At 38.3% G+C, this 19,214-nt stretch carries 15 protein-coding genes; 2 read left to right on the forward strand and 13 right to left on the reverse strand.

Annotated elements, in window-relative coordinates:
* Genes PHA78_RS06415 through cps2T form a run of 5 tightly spaced genes read right to left on the reverse strand, consistent with a single transcriptional unit; the run spans position 1 to position 5,843 of the window.
* A complete protein-coding gene (locus tag PHA78_RS06415; RefSeq protein WP_226960993.1) occupies positions 1-1,764 on the reverse strand; it encodes a rhamnan synthesis F family protein in 1,764 nt (587 codons plus the stop codon).
* On the reverse strand, positions 1,746-2,960 hold the full coding sequence (locus tag PHA78_RS06420) for an ABC transporter ATP-binding protein (RefSeq protein ID WP_002937100.1): 1,215 nt from the start codon (positions 2,958-2,960) through the stop codon (positions 1,746-1,748). Before PHA78_RS06420 ends, PHA78_RS06415 begins: the two co-directional genes overlap by 19 nt.
* Complete coding sequence (locus tag PHA78_RS06425; protein ID WP_029178822.1) at positions 2,960-3,766, reverse strand: ABC transporter permease; 807 nt, start codon at positions 3,764-3,766, stop codon at positions 2,960-2,962. The genes PHA78_RS06420 and PHA78_RS06425 overlap by 1 nt, the downstream gene beginning before the upstream one ends.
* 2 nt (positions 3,767-3,768) lie before the next feature.
* Complete coding sequence (locus PHA78_RS06430) at positions 3,769-4,698, reverse strand: glycosyltransferase family 2 protein (protein ID WP_105100861.1); 930 nt, start codon at positions 4,696-4,698, stop codon at positions 3,769-3,771.
* Positions 4,695-5,843 carry a beta 1-4 rhamnosyltransferase Cps2T gene (cps2T, locus tag PHA78_RS06435; RefSeq protein WP_105100860.1) on the reverse strand — a complete coding sequence of 383 codons (1,149 nt, stop codon included), beginning with the start codon at positions 5,841-5,843 and terminating at the stop codon, positions 4,695-4,697. Before cps2T ends, PHA78_RS06430 begins: the two co-directional genes overlap by 4 nt.
* Positions 5,844-6,056: 213 nt before the next feature.
* Between cps2T and PHA78_RS06440 the strand changes: the two genes are divergently transcribed.
* The gene (locus tag PHA78_RS06440) at positions 6,057-8,606 is read left to right on the forward strand and encodes an LTA synthase family protein (protein ID WP_161942012.1); all 2,550 of its coding nucleotides are present in this window, start codon (positions 6,057-6,059) and stop codon (positions 8,604-8,606) included.
* A gap of 62 nt (positions 8,607-8,668) precedes the next feature.
* Here PHA78_RS06440 and PHA78_RS12580 read toward each other — a convergent pair whose 3' ends face one another.
* Complete coding sequence (locus tag PHA78_RS12580; RefSeq protein ID WP_002937109.1) at positions 8,669-9,055, reverse strand: glycoside hydrolase family 73 protein; 387 nt, start codon at positions 9,053-9,055, stop codon at positions 8,669-8,671.
* Positions 9,056-9,174: 119 nt separating this feature from the next.
* Complete coding sequence (locus PHA78_RS06450; protein WP_272157868.1) at positions 9,175-12,423, reverse strand: GBS Bsp-like repeat-containing protein; 3,249 nt, start codon at positions 12,421-12,423, stop codon at positions 9,175-9,177.
* Between the two features lie 228 nt (positions 12,424-12,651).
* On the opposite strand from PHA78_RS06450, the gene PHA78_RS06455 reads away from it, so the two are divergent.
* A complete protein-coding gene (locus PHA78_RS06455) occupies positions 12,652-13,815 on the forward strand; it encodes an IS30 family transposase (protein WP_272157869.1) in 1,164 nt (387 codons plus the stop codon).
* A gap of 372 nt (positions 13,816-14,187) precedes the next feature.
* Here the strand turns inward: PHA78_RS06455 and rfbD are convergent, their stop codons facing one another.
* The 6 genes from rfbD to PHA78_RS06485 form a co-directional block, all read right to left on the reverse strand.
* Positions 14,188-15,039, reverse strand: a complete 852-nt coding sequence (gene rfbD, locus PHA78_RS06460) for a dTDP-4-dehydrorhamnose reductase (RefSeq protein WP_105100616.1) — start codon at positions 15,037-15,039, stop codon at positions 14,188-14,190.
* A gap of 54 nt (positions 15,040-15,093) precedes the next feature.
* Positions 15,094-16,140: a dTDP-glucose 4,6-dehydratase gene (rfbB, locus tag PHA78_RS06465; protein WP_002939751.1), complete on the reverse strand. Its 1,047-nt coding sequence runs from the start codon at positions 16,138-16,140 to the stop codon at positions 15,094-15,096.
* 188 nt (positions 16,141-16,328) lie between these two features.
* Positions 16,329-16,814: a phosphoribosylanthranilate isomerase gene (locus tag PHA78_RS06470; RefSeq protein WP_044679373.1), complete on the reverse strand. Its 486-nt coding sequence runs from the start codon at positions 16,812-16,814 to the stop codon at positions 16,329-16,331.
* A complete protein-coding gene (locus PHA78_RS06475; protein WP_105100617.1) occupies positions 16,814-17,407 on the reverse strand; it encodes a dTDP-4-dehydrorhamnose 3,5-epimerase family protein in 594 nt (197 codons plus the stop codon). Before PHA78_RS06475 ends, PHA78_RS06470 begins: the two co-directional genes overlap by 1 nt.
* Entirely contained in the window at positions 17,407-18,276 is an 870-nt protein-coding gene (rfbA, locus tag PHA78_RS06480; protein WP_044668169.1) for a glucose-1-phosphate thymidylyltransferase RfbA, read from the reverse strand. Before rfbA ends, PHA78_RS06475 begins: the two co-directional genes overlap by 1 nt.
* Positions 18,277-18,373: 97 nt before the next feature.
* Positions 18,374-19,198: a ZIP family metal transporter gene (locus tag PHA78_RS06485; protein WP_272157870.1), complete on the reverse strand. Its 825-nt coding sequence runs from the start codon at positions 19,196-19,198 to the stop codon at positions 18,374-18,376.
* Between the last annotated feature and the right edge of the window lie 16 nt (positions 19,199-19,214).

A 19,214-nucleotide genomic window follows, 5' to 3' on the forward strand; every position in this document is an offset into this window, starting at 1 on the left:
CTAATTTTTTAATAGAGATTTCTTTATCATCTTAAACACGCTTACAATTCCAACTGATATTATCTTTAGTGTCCTTCTCAGTCCAATTTGTAAAAATTCCTTTTCTTCAATAATTAAACGCAATTCTCTTCCGCTAGAAAAACTAATCTTTTCCAAGATTGGACTCACATTTTCAGTATTCTCGACCACTGCATAATCGTTTGATAAATCCCACGCGCTATAAATAAATAATATTGGAACTAACAATAATCTATCTTCTTTTGAAAAATCAATGTTTCTAAATTTCTCCTCAATCTTTTTATAGTGTTCTGTTTTTATCCAATACCAACTTACTTCTTCTCCAATTATATAAGGCACTTTATAAAAATCAACTTTCTTAGTTCTCGCAAGTGATTCATAGAGTATATGCAATTGACGAATAAGTTCTGGATTGCCCTCTCGAAGACTTTGTCTATCATATCTTTGATTGGTTGTTAAGTCTGGAATAACTACAGCCAAGCTAGATTGTGATTCAAAATTAGAAATTACTGCATCAAATGAGGTAAAAAACATTTTCCTCAACTGATACCTGTCAATAATATCCTCTACAGAATATTTTGTTTCATTTGTTTGTTTGACAGTTATATGAGCAAGATATTTGGCATCTCCCATATAGTTGTTTACTATTTCAAAAAATTGTAATTCATCTGTGACTTTTACAATCTGTGCTCTCAATTGGTAGGTGAATAAACATCTCTCAACTATACTACACTTATTTGAAAAATCAGCTTCTGGCAATGTTATTAGTAACTGGCACCTATCGGCTATTTTGCATAACTCTTCAATATACTCTTCAAAAATAGACACTGATTCTATGTGAACATGAAGAAGTACCGACGTCGAAGAACGAACGGTCTCTGTCGTTTGCGAAACCCGTATTTGAGGAATAAAACTCGTACCCGGAATGATTATCTGCCTCAAATGCCTCTCGATTAATTCAACTGGATATTTCGTTTTCATCCTAATAAGATGTAATAAAGAGTATATTCTGTCTGGATATTCGGTAAAACTCTTTATTTTTATGAATGGAACATTATTTTTAAGAATAACTTCTGGATATTCTAGTGTAACGTTGCTATTTTCAAGAGTTTTACAACAAATGGACGTATCTAATACGCACTTATAGCTATAGCCCTCTGATAATAGTATTTTCGTCAATTGGCTCTCATATAATTTTATAACATCTTGAATATCTGTTAACTCACTTACCGATGACCAAAAACCAACAAGTGCTTGACTCTGCAAGATTCGTTTTTTAAATACCATAAAATATGACTGTAAATGTTCCGGGACAACTACACTATCTATTTTTGTCTCTAAGTGATTGGTCATCCCCCAAAAATCTACATCAACATCACTGTCAAATTGACTATAATAATCCTCTAGGTCGCAGAGGGGACCGAAACATGTATCATTCATCAGAGTTACCGAATCATATTGATAAAATGTTACTTGATTCAGCCCTTCTTTCCATGCCGCAAAATCATAACCAATATTATCTCTTTGGATAAAAAAATCAATCAGTCGTTCCGACTGTAAATATTGTACTATGTCCTTTGAAACATGGCTGTTAGAAACAAAAACTATGTCTGAATAAATACTTCGTATCGACTTTAATTGATAATAAATATATTCACTGACAACATTATATTTATTATAGTGAACATATACCAACAAACGCGACATTCTGCCTCCGTTATATTTTATTAATCTAGCAGCTCCCATTGGCTATTTCTCTGAATAAACCCGGTTGCTGCGTCTTCCTCTGCAATATTATCAGTACTAAACTTCCTACTAATAAAAATAGCTGGTGTGTCAGAAGTCTTGGCAAATAATAACGGCTGCTTATTACTATTTCGTACTGACACCGCCATTTTTAATTTTGCCTGATTAATTGAAGGTAGCTTACATTTCACTCGGAAAAACTTCTCGCCTTTGCCAAACGTTTTTAAATCCATAGAATTGTCGTTATATACATCAAAATGACGTTCTAAATCTAAAAATGTAAATGCAACATGTGTTTCAATATCTTCTAAAACCGTATATCTAAACTCGATTTCAATTGATTCATCTGGTTCAATTTGATTTTTTGAGACCAGGTTAATCTGCAAATCTTTTACAATATCACTCTGATGCAGAGGTTCTTCGTTTTCTGTAACTTCGCTTATTGAGGCAAGCACATTATCAAAACTGTATTGATTAGCTACATCATCAGGTTCTCCTAATGCCTTGACGTATCCTTTCTCTATAAGAAGAGCTTTATTACAATACTTTTTCACAGCTCCCATATCATGGGTGACAAGAATGGTTGTTTTTCCACTTTTTTTACGCTCTAGGAAGTAATCATTACATTTACGCTGAAAGGCCTCATCACCGACTGCTAGAACCTCATCAAGTATCAGAATATCTCCTTGAGCTTTAATGGCAACTGAAAAGGCTAAACGTACCTGCATACCACTAGAATAGTTTTTCAACTTTTGATTCATGAATTCACTCAATTCCGCAAATTCAACAATATCATCATACATTGCATCAATTTCTTCTGCAGTAAATCCTAACATAGCACCATTTAAGTATACATTTTCCTTACCAGTTAGTTCCGGATTAAAACCAACACCAAGTTCAATAAAAGAAACTAATTTACCATCCACAGCTACAGTCCCTCTTTCAGGAACATATATTTGAGATAAAATTTTTAACAGTGTCGACTTACCAGAACCATTGCGACCAACAATTCCAAAAAAGTCCCCTTTTTCAACTTCAAAACTGATATCCTGCAAAACATTATACTCTACGTAGCCTTTAATCCCTTTAAATAAATTGACTAAAGTAGTTCTTAGACTCTGACTACTCTCCGTTGGAAGTTTAAAACTCTTGCTAACATGTTCTACTTTTACAGCAATATTATTATTTTTTACCATTACAAAATCTCCGCAAACTTTTTGGCATTTTTTCTAAACACAGTTATACCCAATAGGTAAACAACGACTGGAAGAATATACGGAATTGCCACAATAACAGGATTTTCAATCAATTCACTAACTGTAGTATTCCCAGAATAAACAATAAAATGTCTCAAGTCTTGAATAATTTGTGCAACAGGGTTCAACATCATCAACTTAGCAAATGTTACTTGCCCACGCTGTAAAATAAATGTCAATGAATAAATAATTGGTGTTGCATACAATCCAGCCTGTAAGAACACTTCCCAAATTGGACCAATATCTCTAAATCTTACAAATAAAGAAGATAGAATGAAAGCTATACCTGTTGCTAGTAATGCCAATTCAAAAAACAATGGGATTATAATTAAAACGGACCAAGTAAAGGGAACCCCGTTAATAGCAGCAAATACAAACACAACCATTAAGTTAATGGCGTAATTAATTGCAGCTCCTGCAACTGAAGAAAAGACAATAATTTCTTTCGAAAAATTCAATTTACGCAACAAATCTCCACGAGAAACAATGGACATCATTCCCATGTTGGTTGCTTCAGTAAAAAAGTTCCAAGTAACCATACCAAGCAGTAAGCTTACTGCATAATGTGGAGTTCCATCATCAAAACGCAAAAAACGTACAAAGACTAAATACATAATTGTAAAAAGTAACAATGGTTTTAGGATTGACCACAGGTGACCAATCAAAGAACCTTGATAACGCAGTTTAAAATCAGTTTTTACCATTTCTTTCAAAAGAATCTGGTTTTCTCTATTCAATAAGTTCATAACTATTCCTTATAAGCAAATTTTGTAATAATGAGTGTTGTAAATACCAATGTATGGAAAGCCTTATTTTTCCTCAATCCATATTTTCTCGAAATCCTGAATCGTTCAAGCATTGGTTTATCCATAATGGTTACAAATGCTTCAATTAATTCTCTATTTGACTGAGATAGAGGCATTTGTAGTAAGTGTCGGGCTTGTTTTTGACTATTTTTTATCAAATCCCAATAGACAGCAAATAAAATATGAGGGCGAATCCATTTTTTAAAGCGTTTTGAGAGTGTTCGAGCCCCTAAAACATTATCAGAATGCTGGCGGTACAGTTCCCCTGGTTGATCAATAAATACCAAATTTCCAAAGGCTGACGCAAGCAGGGCCAGATACCAATCATGCATCAAAATATCCTCAGTTACTTGCCACATTTCAGCAAGATGATGATTAATCATGGCGACACCGCCAGTTACAGTATTCTCAGTCAACTCTTGCACCAATTCCGTATTGGCATGATGAGATTGAGATTTTACCATGCTTTCTGCCATAACCTCTAGATTTTGATTGACAACTTTGAGGTCCATATAAACCATCAATGGCAAATTTGTTGGATAGGCTTGTGCTTTTTTCAGGCTAACTTCCAGTTTATTTGGTAGCCAAACATCATCTTGGTCACTGAAAAAATAGAAATCAGCAGTATCATAATGAACTAGCCTATGAAAACTTTTGATGACACCGAGATTTTCGTCTGTCTCAACATCTATGAAATGAATTCGCTGATCTTGTTCAACAAAATCTTTAATAATCTCTCTAGTTCGATCACTGGATCCATCATCACGAATAAATAGTGTCCAGTCTGTGTAAGTCTGTTCTTGGATAGAGCGAATTTGCTCAGCTAAGAACTGTTGACCATTGTAGGTCGACATGAGTATGTTTACTTTCATTGTAAAAATAATTCCTCGTACTCTTGGACGATTTTTTCCCAGGTGTATTCATCCTTCATGTGTTTTTTCGCAATTTCTCCTAATTCCACCGCTTCAGCATTCTCATCAATTTGGTTAATTAATTGACTCAGGCTACCTGACTCCTTACTCCAATACCGAGCACCTTCTAGGGCAACTTTGCGGTTAAAATCAACACCTAAAACCAAATTTTCATTGGTTTGCGCCAGCGCTTCTAGGAGACTAGGATTGGTTCCTCCAACTTCATGTCCATGAATATAAGCTCGACATTCTTGGCGCAGATACTTAAGTAGTTCTTGGTCATATACTGTTCCTACGAACTTAATCCTCTTATCGGATATAAAGCCTGTCTCATCTTTCAATTTTTGAAAATAGGCAGAGCCTTCATGGTTTGCAACGATGACTAAATCACGTCTCGTGTTGCTTGCCATAAACTCCCTAATTGCTATCACATAGTTATTCTCAGGTACAAAACGACCGATAATCAGATAAAATTCTTTCTCTTTAATGTTCCAATTTGTAAAATATTGGCGAACTTGTTCAGATTCTTTTGTTAACTTAGTTGGACTTAAATCTGTACCGTAGGCAATAAAGCGTGTATTGGTAGCCGAGTATTCAGATTGAATATAATCCTCAATTCCCTCATTATCAGCAATAATCAAATCAGCATATTTGACCATCATTTTTTCAGAAAATTTTAGATACCTTTGGACTGGCTTAGCCCACTTGGCCCGTTTCCATTCCAAACCATCTGGATTGACAAACAAGGTACCTCCAACAGAGTGAATCTGTTTCGCAAAAGGTACTATGAAGCCACCTATGGTATTTCCCAAGATATAGAAAATTGGTCGCTCTATCTGCTGTTCCTTAATGATTTTAAGCGCATAAGTGATTGCCATCATATCATAAGCAATCACACGAGCTGGTCCAAGTTTTGGTGGATTAATGGTGAAGCAATCTGCACCTAGGTAGGTCGAATGTTGGTGATGACTTGTATCCGATAAACAAGCCACATGATAACAAATCTTCTCAGATTGCTGGTGACTGACCAATTGTTGGACAAAGGTCTCAAAGCCACCATATTTTGCTGGCAGTCCACGACTACCGATAATAAAAACGTGTTTCATGAATCCTCTCCATCAAATTGCAGTTCTTTTCATTATACCATTTTTTTATTTTTTTTTCTAATTCTATCCTAGTTTGGCTATAAAGCCTTTTCTTTTTCTACGCCTCTGACTCCACAGTATAGATAAAAACAAATTTTGAGTTAATAAGAAAAATTTGATATAATATGTACTGGCTTTTACATAAAAATATAAAACTTAGAATTGTTAATACATATGAAATTAATCAAACAGCTTATTCACATACTAATCTCCATCGGATTGGTTGGAAGTTTTTTTCTCTATGCACATCTCATTCAAAACGAATTAGGTTCTACAAAAAATGATGGAATGATAGAAATCATCGCAGAACAACCAAACCAAGTAATCGACAGCATCCAAATAAATGGACGCTATATTCATTCATCAGAAATTATAGAAAACCAATGGGGAATCAATGATGCTGATTTAATCCCTAATTTCTCTTCTCTAGGTGAGGAAAATTCACTCATAATTAAATCTTCCTCTTCTGTAAGAACCTTATCATTTGAATACTTTGTTAGTGAAAATCCGACTATTGTAAAAATTAAAGTTGGTGGACAGTTGGTTGAATCTATTGACACATCAACTGGAGATAAATATAAAAATTTAGCCTTTATTGAACTTCCCTATACTTTACGGATAACTAAAGATAATCAATTTTGGTATCTCCACTTAATAGTCCTTGCTTTAGGCCTATCATGCTTTATCTTAAATGGATCAACATGGAGAATCAAGAGAAGACATATCAGCATCTTAACAATATTATTAATCACTCAATATATATTCACTACTTTTACATTCCCACGTTTATATCGCAACGAACTAGTCCTGTTTAATTCCAGTTTTAATAAAATGGAAACTCAACAGCTATTAGTTGCACTGACTTACCTTATATTTTTTAGTCTTTTGGGATACAAACAATTCCGATGTCATATCTCTAAAGCCTTCAAAACGATTAGTCTATCAGTGATTTATCTTCTAGTTCCCATTTTTTCATTATTTATTATTGAAAATAGCTATTCACAATTCTCTACTCTTTCCCCAAACAGTCTTTGGAACAATCTAATCATTATCGGAGTCCTCTACCTAATACTGGTCTTTACAACTAATCTACGATTTGCCAGCCTATTAATTCTATCTGCTTCAGTATTTATTGGTATAAGTAACCAACTTTTGATTGACAGCCGTGGCGCTCCTCTATTATTTTATAATCTTTTTCAAATCACAGATGGATTAAATGTAGCTTCTAGCGTAGCAATTAATATCAACAATCGAATGCTACAAAGCATGGTATTTTCTTATGTTTTATTGACCTTCTTTTTCTTTATCCCTAAATTATATTTACCAAAACTTCTACCTTCTAGAACGTTTTATTCTAGTTATGATTTCAAGTGGCCGAAACGTTTCAGCAGAATTTTACTGGGCTATATAACTTTAATAACAATCGTTCCAATGATTAATAAAACTATCGTCTCTAATGCAAATATATCATTAAATTACTGGAGAATGTACGTTACCTACGGTCAATTTGGGCTACCACTCTCGCTCGCCTCTTTCTATGAAGATAGTAAAATAACTAAGCCTGAGGGATATTCACTCCCAAAACTTAATGAAGTTCTTGAGAAGTACTCTCCTGAACCAGAAAGACAAACAATCAGACCTAATATTATCTTTATACAGAATGAATCACAGAGTGATTTTTCAAACCTACAGGGCTTAAATATGGAGCCTGATCCGCTATCAAACCAACATGCTTTAACAGATAATACTGTTCACGGTACATTAAATGTTTCTGTATTTGGAGGCGGAACAGCTAATACAGAGTATGAAGTTCTGACAAGTAACCCAATCAGTTTATTATCTTCTAATTTATTTCCATATCAACAGATTATCACACAAGAACGACCAAGTTTTGCATCCTATCTAAAAGATAAAAATTATGAGACCGTAGCTCTACATCCTCAATCCGGAAATAATTACAACCGCAATGCAGTGTATCCTCTACTAGGGTTTAATAAATCTTATTTTTTAGATTCGGAACCTGCTATTAGTAGCTTAGCACCACTAACAATCGATCGTGGCTGGCCATCTGATCAATTCTTGTTCAACGGAATAAAAGAACTTTATACCCAAAAAGGAGACCAGCCTCTATTTAGCTTTGTTGTTACCATGCAAGGACATGGAGGCTATCCAAGTACGGAAGAAATTTATCCTCGCGAAGTCAGCATTAATGGTTCAACATCTGAATACTTAGCTGAAACAGAATTTTTGACCAGCATGAAGAAGACGGACGAAGCATTTGCTGATTTAATTACTTTCTTTAGCACTTACAAAGAGCCTACGGTCATCGTCATATACGGCGATCACCAACCTAGTTTGACTCAAGAATTTTACGCACAATTTATGGATGAAAATAATCCTGCCGCTAAATATTCTACCCCTTTTGTGATTTGGTCTAATTTTGATATTAAGGAACGTGAATCTACAACTATTAGCCCAAACTATCTCGTTCCATATTTGATGGATATTTTATCCGAATCCGACTATGCCCTTCCACGATCACCTTACCAACAATTTTTGAACGATATGCAAATCGAAGCACCTATCATTACTAGTTGGGGAAATATTGATAATAATGGCCAACAAATTGAAGACCTATCAACCCTACCACTTTACCAAACCTACTTACAACTAGAATACAATAGTGCCATTGATAAACAACCTTTAACAGATTTATATGAGTGATAAAAATAGCCTTGCTCGTTTTTGAGCAAGGCTATTTATTTATCATCGATCATCCCAAAAACTTAATTATCTAAAAGATAAAGCTTGTAATTCTCGATAATTGATCGTAATTTTTCACCATATTTCGGATCAGTAGCATATCCTGATTGTCTTAGCGCAAGAATTGCTTGTTGATAATCAGTTGCCTCCCTAAAACTCTGGTAATTTTTTATTCTCCACGGAGTAGAGGTAAAGAACTTAGCATAGTCTGCTACACTTTCATTCCATGAATTATATTTTCTAAACAAGTGCTTTTCTTGCTTCTTCTCACCATCACGGTATTCATTGGTAATGATTTCAATTGTAGCACCCGTCCATGCAGCATCCGCTTTGATGCCAAAAAGATTATTCCCATGAGTCGCCAAGTATGACGTTCCCCATGCACTTTCTAGGATGGCTTGAGATAACATGACGCTCGAAAGGATAGAATTAGCTTTTGAACTTTGCTCAATTGCAGGTACTAGATTAGCTATGAAACTTTTTTGATCATTAGAAAGTTTTCCTGTTTCAATACCTGTACCTGCAGTCCCTACTTTCCCTCTACAGCACCATACCAGTTCATCACACCTTGTGCCAATGCTTTCGCAAGGCGAGTGTGATAAGAATCTTGTTTGATAACTTGTAATTCCGAAGGATTATCCATAAATCCTAGCTCCACTAGAATGGCAGGAATTGCTGTCTCGCGAAGGACTGCAAAAGTTTCTCTTCTTACACCACGGTTAACTGCACCTGTTTCTTTAATTAAACTCTCCTGAACCTTGTTGGCTAAAATCTCACTTTCAGCTAAACGAGTAGGGTTATTATGCATTTCTTTATTAATTTTAGGTTGGTATTCCGGATCGTATTGATACCAGTATGTTTCGATACCAGTCGCATTCGAAACTCCTGCTCCCGTCGCATTAAAATGGATACTAATAAATAAGTCTGCGTTGCTTGCATTCGTCATTCGTGACCTCTCTGTTTTGAAGTCTACATCATAATCGCCTGTACGGGTCATCAAAACATTGATTCCATATTTCAAGAGATTTTCACGCAACTTATTTGAAACAGACAATGCAAGATTTTTTTCATGTACACCTCCATAAGAAGCACCCGAATCTCGCCCTCCATGTCCTGGGTCAATATAGACTGTGTAGGAGCGCTGTACCGACGGGGTTGATAAATGAGTCGTTGTACCACCTGCACCTGTCAAACCACCATTTGAATCCTTATAATATAAGTGAACTGTGTAGGTACCTGTACGATACTTATGGTCCTTCTTATTAACAGTTAACTTATAACTGCCATCTGACTGACGAGTAGCTTCATACCAACGTATATCGTCTGACTGGGACCAGGTAGGCAAGAGAACACTTGCTATATCTTTCGGTGATGAAACATTAGTAACACGAACATCGAAGGTGCCTTGAGCATCGTTACGATTTTCAATTGTGATGGTGCCTGTTGGATTCACTTCTGATAAATGAGTCGTTGTGCCACCTGCACCTATCAAACCACCATTTGAATCCTTATAATATAAGTGAACCGTGTAGGTACCTGTACGGTATTTATGGTCCTTCTTATTAACAGTTAACTTATAACTACCATCTGATTGACGAGTAGCTTCATACCAACGTATATCGTCTGACTGGGACCAGGTAGGTAAGAGAACACTTGCTATATCTTTCGGTGATGAAACATTAGTAACACGAACATCGAAGGTGCCTTGAGCATCGTTACGATTTTCAATTGTGATGGTGCCTGTTGGCTTCACTTCTGATAAATGAGTCGTTGTACCACCTGCACCGATCAAACCACCATTTGAATCCTTATAATATAAATGAACCGTGTAGGTACCTGTACGGTATTTATGGTCCCTCTTATTAACAGTTAATTTATAACTTCCGTCTACTTGACGCTTTGCTTCATACCAACGTATATCGTCTGACTGGGACCAGGTAGGTAAGAGAACACTTGCTATATCTTTCGGCGATGAAACATTAGTAACACGAACATCGAAGATACCTTGGGCATCGTTACGATTTTCAATTGTGATGGTACCTGTTGGCTTCACTTCTGATAAATGAGTCGTTGTACCACCTGCACCTGTTAGGCCACCACTTGAGTCCTTATAATATAAGTGAACTGTGTAGGTACCTGTACGATACTTATGGTCCTTCTTATTAACAGTTAACTTATAACTACCATCTGACTGACGAGTGGCTTCATACCAACGTAAATCATCCGTCTGTGACCAAGTGGGTAAAATAACACTTGCTATATCTTTCGGCGATGAAATATTAGTAACACGAACATCGAAGGTACCTTGGGCATCGTTACGATTTTCAATTGTGATGGTACCTGTCGGCTTCACTTCTGATAAATGAGTCGTTGTACCACCTGCACCTGTTAGGCCACCACTTGAGTCCTTATAATATAAGTGAACCGTGTAGGTACCTGTACGATACTTATGGTCCTTCTTATTAACAGTTAACTTATAACTGCCATCTGACTGACGAGTGGCTTCATACCAACGTATATCGTCTGACTGGGACCAGGTAGGTAAGAGAACACTTGCTATATCTTTCGGTGATGAAACATTAGTAACACGAACATCGAAGGTACCTTGGGCATCGTTACGATTTTCAATTGTGATGGTACCTGTCGGCTTCACTTCTGATAAATGAGTCGTTGTACCACCTGCACCTGTTAGGCCACCACTTGAGTCCTTATAATATAAGTGAACCGTGTAGGTACCTGTACGATACTTATGGTCCTTCTTATTAACAGTTAACTTATAACTGCCATCTGACTGACGAGTGGCTTCATACCAACGTATATCGTCTGACTGGGACCAGGTAGGTAAGAGAACACTTGCTATATCTTTCGGTGATGAAATATTAGTAACACGAACATCGAAGGTACCTTGAGCATCGTTACGATTTTCAATTGTGATGGTACCTGTTGGCTTCACTTCTGATAAATGAGTCGTTGTACCACCTGCACCTGTTAGGCCACCACTTGAGTCCTTATAATATAAGTGAACCGTGTAGGTACCTGTACGATACTTATGGTCCTTCTTATTAACAGTTAACTTATAACTACCATCTGACTGACGAGTGGCTTCATACCAACGTAAATCATCCGTCTGTGACCAAGTGGGTAAAATAACACTTGCTATATCTTTCGGCGATGAAATATTAGTAACACGAACATCGAAGGTACCTTGGGCATCGTTACGATTTTCAATTGTGATGGTACCTGTAGGTTGTGTAACATTGACCGAACTGGAAGCTGTACTGACTCGAGCACTTGGAACACTTGTAAAGCCATTCGAACTTCCTGCAATCGTATTTGAAGAACTTCTTGTCAGTGAATTCGAAGTACTACTTGTTGCACCTGCTGTCAAACTAGAATTAACTGTTGAGCTTGTAGTAGTCGAAGTTGTTTCCTGATCAGGTTTTACTTCATTGGAAATAGTTGTACTATCTGATATAGATTCGCCTTGGTTTGTTAATTCACTCATGCTGTTAGCAGAGCCAACAATCTCAGATGAAGGCGTTTGAAGACTTGAAACTGTCGTATTTTCAGCTACTAACGTTTTCGATTGTTTCGTCCCCTCATTTGCAACTGCTAGGGATGTTCGTTGACTTACTTCAATATTCGAGTTTGACAAACTAGACATTTCGGTTTCTTGCGATGCTTGGCTTGCAGTATCCACTATGGTATCTGCTTGAACGAGATGACTTTGAAGTGTCCAAGCACACAAGGAAAGAAATAATAATGATTTCTTTTTCACAAAATACTCCTTATCAATCAATATTAAAAATTGTGATTATAACTATTTTAAATTTAGTATACACTGACTAATTATAGCATATTTTTTTTAAAACTTTAATGAGAATCGAAATTATTTTTTAATAAGCTAAATTCCCAAAGTAAGTTCTAGTCTGTCTTAAAAACTGGAAATTAGACTGAGACAAAGAAATAAGGTAGAACTTACTATGGGACAAGTTGGTAACTGACAATGAAAAACAAACACTTAACCCTCTCTGATCGCAATGATATTCAAATAGGAATTGAGCAACTTAAGCCCTTCTCAGCTATCGCTGTTAAGCTAGGAAAAGACCCGTCCACAATCTCAAAAGAAGTTCGGAGAAATAGGGTGATAAAAGAGAACTCTAGTACCTCCAATTGTGAGGCCTGCCCTTTACTCAAAAAGGCTCCCTACGTTTGTAATGCCTGTCCGAAAAAGAGAGGCAACTGCGGATACCAGAAACAGTTCTACTACGCCAAAAGAGCTCAGCTTGATTATGAAGCTAAGCTCTCAGACTCGAGAACGGGTGTTGCACTAAACAAGGAAGAATTCTATCGCATGGATGAGATTGTTTCTGCTGCCATCCAAAAGGGACAACACCTCAACCACATCATCGCCTCAAACGAACTTTCGGCATCCAGAGCTTCTATCTACCGATATCTTGAAAAAGGGTATCTGTCCACAAAGCCTATTGATTTCCCTCGTGTCGTGAAATTCAGAAAGCGGAGAACCAGAAACCTACAACCCATTCCTAAAACTGCCAAAGAAGGACGGTCTTACGAGGACTTCCAACGCTTTCTTACAAAAGAAGGCATCAGCTATTGGCTAGAAATGGACACCGTTACTGGACGGATTGGAGGAAAGGTACTTCTCACCTTTAACCTCTCCTTCTGTAACTTTATCTTCGCTCGATTACTTGATAATAAAACAGCTAATGAGGTCGCTAAAAATCTCTACGCTATCAAGAATGACCTACATCAGAAAGAGATGGACTTCTGCGAACTATTCCCTGTCATTCTGACCGATAATGGCGGTGAATTCGCTAAAGTGGACGATATCGAAATGGATGTGCGTGGAGAATCTAAGCTATTCTTCTGTGACCCCAATCGTTCTGACCAGAAAGGGAGAATTGAGAAGAATCACACACTTATCAGAGATATTCTTCCTAAAGGAAGTTCTTTTGACAACTTGACACAGGAGGACATCAACCTGGTTTGTTCGCATGTCAACAGCGTCAGACGAGCTTCTTTCAACGGAAAATCCGCCTATGAACTCTTTACATTTACCTACGGTGAGGAATTGGCAACACTTTTGGGAATCTCTAAAATTGACCCTGAGAACGTCATCCAATCACCTCGATTATTGGATAAATAATCGTTAGTTTTTATCAAAAAATAATTTCAAAATAGAAAGGAACTTGTCCCATCCCAAATTCCAGATAGCTAGAACTTACTTTGAGACGTCTCAGAGCCAGTAACTTTAGTGTACTCTTTTTTTCAACATTTTCAACCCTAAAACTCACTACTATCAACATTTTTAGTCAAAAACAGAACTTAGTCTGAGACTAAATTCTGTTGATGTTATGCAGTTGTCTCAGTGTAACTTCTAGAAGGACGGGAACTAGAACTTACTTTGAGAATTTACCTTTTTATTTCCCAATTAGTAACATTCATCTAAATGAAAAAGCCCTTAATTAATTTAAGAGCTTCCATTTTAATATTTCCGTGCACAAAATCGATATGTAAGTTATTTTTTCTCTTGATTGTAGAATGCTTCCAAAGCTTCTTGCCAGGTCGGAATAACAAAGCCTGTTGCCTTTGCCTTATCCAAACTCATGGTTGAGTTGAATGGACGCTTAGCCTTGGCTGGGAATTGGCTAGAATCCACTGGCAATACCTTGGTATTAGTATCTTTGAGGATTTCCGTCGCAAAGTCAAACCAAGTTGTATCTTCTGCTGCATCATTTGACAAATGATAATAGCCAAATTCTTGACCAGTTTCAACCAAGTGAACCATAAATTCTGCAAGTGTGCGTGTCCAGGTTGGGCGACCGTGTTGGTCGTTAACAACTGTCAAGGTATCGCGGGTTTCCGCAAGATTTTGCATAGTAAAGACAAAGTTTTTACCGTAGTTACCAAAGACCCAGGCAGTACGAACAGTGTAGAATTTGTCAGCAAATTTCTCAACTGCTTCCTCACCCAAGCGCTTGGTACGACCATATTCTGATTGAGGATCTGGCTGGTCATCTACTTGCCACTCTTGACCGACTGGCAACTCACCGTCGAAGACATAGTCTGTTGAGATATAGACAAGGGTTGCACCGTATTTAGCGGCTGCCTTGGCAACATTTTCAGAGCCTGTTACGTTAATCTTGTAGTTGAGTTCCTTGCCTTCATCCTCTGCCATATCAACAGCTGTATAAGCTGCACAGTGGTAAACAACACTTGGCTTTACATCTTCAAAGAAAGCATCTACTTTCTCTGCATCCGTGATGTCCATTTCTGCTACGTCAGCGGCAACGTACTCAACACCACGCTCATCCAAGAGATAACGCAATTCTGTACCCAACTGACCATTTGCACCTGTAATTAAAATCATGTTTGCTCCTTATTTCAAGAAAGGCTTGGGCCAAAGCCCCAGCCTTCAATTGTCTTATTTAATAACTTCCTGTGTCTTAGCATAGTTGGCTTCAACAGCTTCTTTTTCAGCCTTCCACCAGTCTTGATTATCTGTATACCACTGGATTGTTTCTTCCAAACCTTCAGAGAAGTTGGTAAACTGCGGTGTCCAACCAAGCTCATCACGGAGTTTGCTTGCGTCAATAGCATAGCGTAAATCGTGTCCTGCACGGTCAGTCACATGATCGTAAGCGTCTTTTGGTTGACCCATTTTTTCAAGAATCAATTCAAGCACTTCTTTGTTGTTCTTCTCACCATCAGCACCGATTAGGTAAGTTTCACCCATACGGCCTTTTGTCAAGATTGCCCAAACACCAGTCGAGTGGTCGTTGGTATGAATCCAGTCACGGACGTTTTTACCTTCACCGTAAAGTTTTGGCTTAATACCTGCCAAGATATTGGTGATTTGGCGTGGGATAAATTTCTCGATGTGTTGGTAAGGACCGTAGTTGTTTGAACAGTTGGAAATCGTTGCTTTGACACCAAATGAACGCACCCATGCTTTGACAATCAAGTCTGAAGCAGCCTTTGTTGATGAGTAGGGTGATGATGGGTTGTAGTTGGTTTCCGCAGTGAATTTCTCACCTGGACCTTCGCCATGACCTGGCAAATCTTCACGCAAAGGAAGGTCACCGTATACTTCGTCGGTCGATACATGGTGGAAACGGATGTCGTATTTACGAGCCGCTTCAAGAAGAGTATAGGTACCGATAAAGTTGGTATGGATAAATGGGCTTGGATCGTTGAGAGAGTTGTCGTTGTGGCTTTCTGCCGCATAGTGAACAATGGCATCTGCTTTAGCAGCCAATTTGTCAACTAATTCAGCATCTGCAATGTCGCCAACAACCAGCTCAACACGGTCACCAAGAATAGCTTCCAAGTTAGCCTTGTTTCCTGCATAAGTAAGTTTATCCAAAACAGTTACGTGAACGTCTGGATGATTGTTATAAACATAGTGTACAAAGTTTGAACCGATGAAACCAGCTCCACCAGTTACGATGATATTTTTAAATTGAGACATTTTTTTCTCCGAAAAGTTTTTTCTTTTTTGTGTGTCATCTTAGGTAGTGGGATCGTAAGCAACCACCAAGGTGTTTCATTACTAAACCATGAGCCTAAGGTCTCATGGTTTCCCCCGCTCCTTAGCAAAGCAAAGGAGCTTCTCACTACGGCGATGACACACAGAACTGCTCGCTTCGCTCGCTTTTTTTACCTCAAGATTTCCTTCAAGTAAGCAATCTTAGCAAAGTCTTTTTGATTGTTATTTTCTGCACGGTAGGAATCTTTTGAAGAGGCTTGGTAGATTTTCAGGTATTGTTCAAGTGTCGGTAGGTAATAGCGAACACCTGCTGTTTCTAGTTCTTCCAAATCTTCTAGCTCTACACCAGCAAATTCAGGCAGTGAATGTAGGCCTCCGAATTCAACAGATAAGCCGTCTTTATGAAATTCATGTTCATGACGGTCAACAAGGACATAACCTAGTTGGTTCATCATAGAAATCAAGGCGTCCGCCTGATAAATCCGTTCGTCGTCTGGGGCTTCCCAGCCACGCGGATCACTTGGAACATGAATATCTAAATCTCCTGCCTGCCAGTCCCTCCCTGTACGCCTTTCCAAACCAACTGAGCCCATTAACAAGGGAGTGATTCCTAACTTGTTTAACTGCTCTGCTATTTCCAAAAAGGCTTGAAACATTAGAGGTCCTCTTTTCTCAAAGGCTTGACGTCCTTGAGAAATGGGTGGTTTTCATCTGCTTCTGAAACTTCTGCTTCTTCTAGGTTTTCCCACTGGATGTCAAGGCTCGGGTCAGCGTAGTTGACGAAGGCATACTTAGGCTTAAGCTCCAAAGCCCAGTAGTCGTTGACCAAGTAACTGTAAGCCACGAAGTCTGACAAGACTTGGAAACCGTTGGCTACTCCGCGCGGAACGAAGATACCTTTTGAGGCATCGATAACGGTTTGGTAGGTATTACCGAAGGTCTCTCCTTCACGTAGATCCACCCAAGTTCCCAAAACCTTACCGCCGTCTGCTACTGAAATGTATTTATCCCAAGGCTCTGCGTGAAGACCACGAAGAACGTTTTTGCGGGAGAAGGAAACATTATTCTGCAATTTTCCTTCTGCAAAGAAGCTTTCAGGGAAGCCGAGAGGCAACATTTTTTCCTTTTGGAAATTTTCCTTGAACCAGCCACGGTTGTCGCCATGAACAGGAATGTCAAATTCTAACATTCCTGGAATAGCTTCAACTGGGCGAGCTGCTAGTGTTTTACCGAAAAACTTTTCTGTCATTAGGCCTCTCCAATCAAACGGAGCAAGTATTGTCCGTATTCATTTTTCTTAAGTGGCTGCGCCAATTCATGTACTTGTTCTTTTGTAATGTAGCCCATGCGGTAAGCAATTTCTTCCAAGTTAGCCACTTGAACGTTTTGCAAGCGTTGAACCGTTTCGATGTACTGCGCCGCTTCCAAGAGACTTTCATGCGTACCTGTATCCAACCAAGCAAATCCACGGCCCATAAGCTCAACAGATAAGTCGCCACGTTCTAAGTAAGCCTTGTTGACATCTGTGATTTCCAACTCGCCACGAGGTGAAGGCTTGATATTTTTCGCAATCTCCACAACATCATTGTCATAGAAATAAAGACCAGTAACTGCAAAGTTTGATTTTGGTACCTCTGGTTTTTCTTCGATAGAAATGGCATTCATGTCTGCGTCAAATTCCACAACACCAAAGCGTTCTGGGTCTTTTACTTGGTAACCAAAGACAGTCGCTCCCTTTTCTTTGCTGGCTGCACGTTGCAACATCTTGGTCAATCCATTGCCGTGATAGATGTTATCACCAAGGATCAAGGCTACATTGTCATCACCGATAAATTCTTCACCGATAATAAAGGCTTGCGCCAAACCATCTGGACTTGGTTGCTCTGCATAAGAAAGAGAAATTCCCAATTCAGAACCATCTCCCAGCATATCCTTAAAACGTGGAAGATCTTGCGGAGTTGAAATAATCAAGATTTCTTTAATCCCAGCCAACATCAATGTTGACAATGGATAATAGATCATTGGTTTATCGTAAATTGGCATCAACTGTTTTGAAGCTGCGCGCGTCAAAGGATACAAGCGTGTACCTGACCCACCAGCTAGAATAATACCTTTCATATAAGAGTACCTTCCCTAAATTAATATCAGTTCATTATACCATATTTTTAAAGATATTGTCATACGAAAAAAGCCTGTGACGACAGACTTTAACAAATTATCCTAGGGCAACATCCAAAATCATCATGATGATAAAACCAGCCATTAAGCCCAGAGTTGCAATATCCGTATTGCCGTTTGTCTGCGATTCTGGAATGAGCTCTTCTACGACGACAAAAATCATAGCTCCTGCCGCAAAGGAGAGGGCATAAGGTAAAATAGGTGTCATAAAGGTGACCGCAAAAGCCCCGATGACTGCTGCAATCGGTTCGACAATTGCTGACATTGATCCCCAGTAAAAAGCTTTCCACCTAGATGCGCCGTCTGTACGAATTGGAATAGCCAAGGCTGCCCCTTCAGGAATATTTTGTATACCAATCCCAATAGCAAGACCAATTGCGCCGATAAAAGCTGCTGGACTATAGTTAGAAGCAAGTGCACCAAATGTCACGCCGACCGCCAAACCTTCAGGAATATTGTGAATTGTAATAGCTAAGAAGAGCAGGGCTGTTTTGGATAGATTTTTTCTATCCTTCTCACCACCACCTTCTGCCTTATCTTTATCATTTCCCAAATGCAAATGCGGAACCCAGGCATCTACCAAGCGTAAAAAAATACCACCTGCTGCAAAACCTACTGCTGCTGGTATCCAAGCCAGATTGCCGTATGAACTTTCAGCATACTCAATCGATGGGGCTAATAAAGACCAAAAAGAAGCCGCAATCATAACACCAGCTGCAAAGCCTAGCATGGTATCTAGCAAACGACGACTAACTGTCTTAAAGAAAAAGACGATAGCCGAACCTAAAATGGTACAAAACCATGTAAACAAGCCACCTAATAAAGCCTGTATGACAACAGACTGTTCCGTAAACCAAGCCATTTCACATCTCCTTTTT

It is taken from the genome of Streptococcus sp. HN38, assembly GCF_028335765.1.
Classification (GTDB): Bacteria; Bacillota; Bacilli; order Lactobacillales; family Streptococcaceae; genus Streptococcus; species Streptococcus suis_P.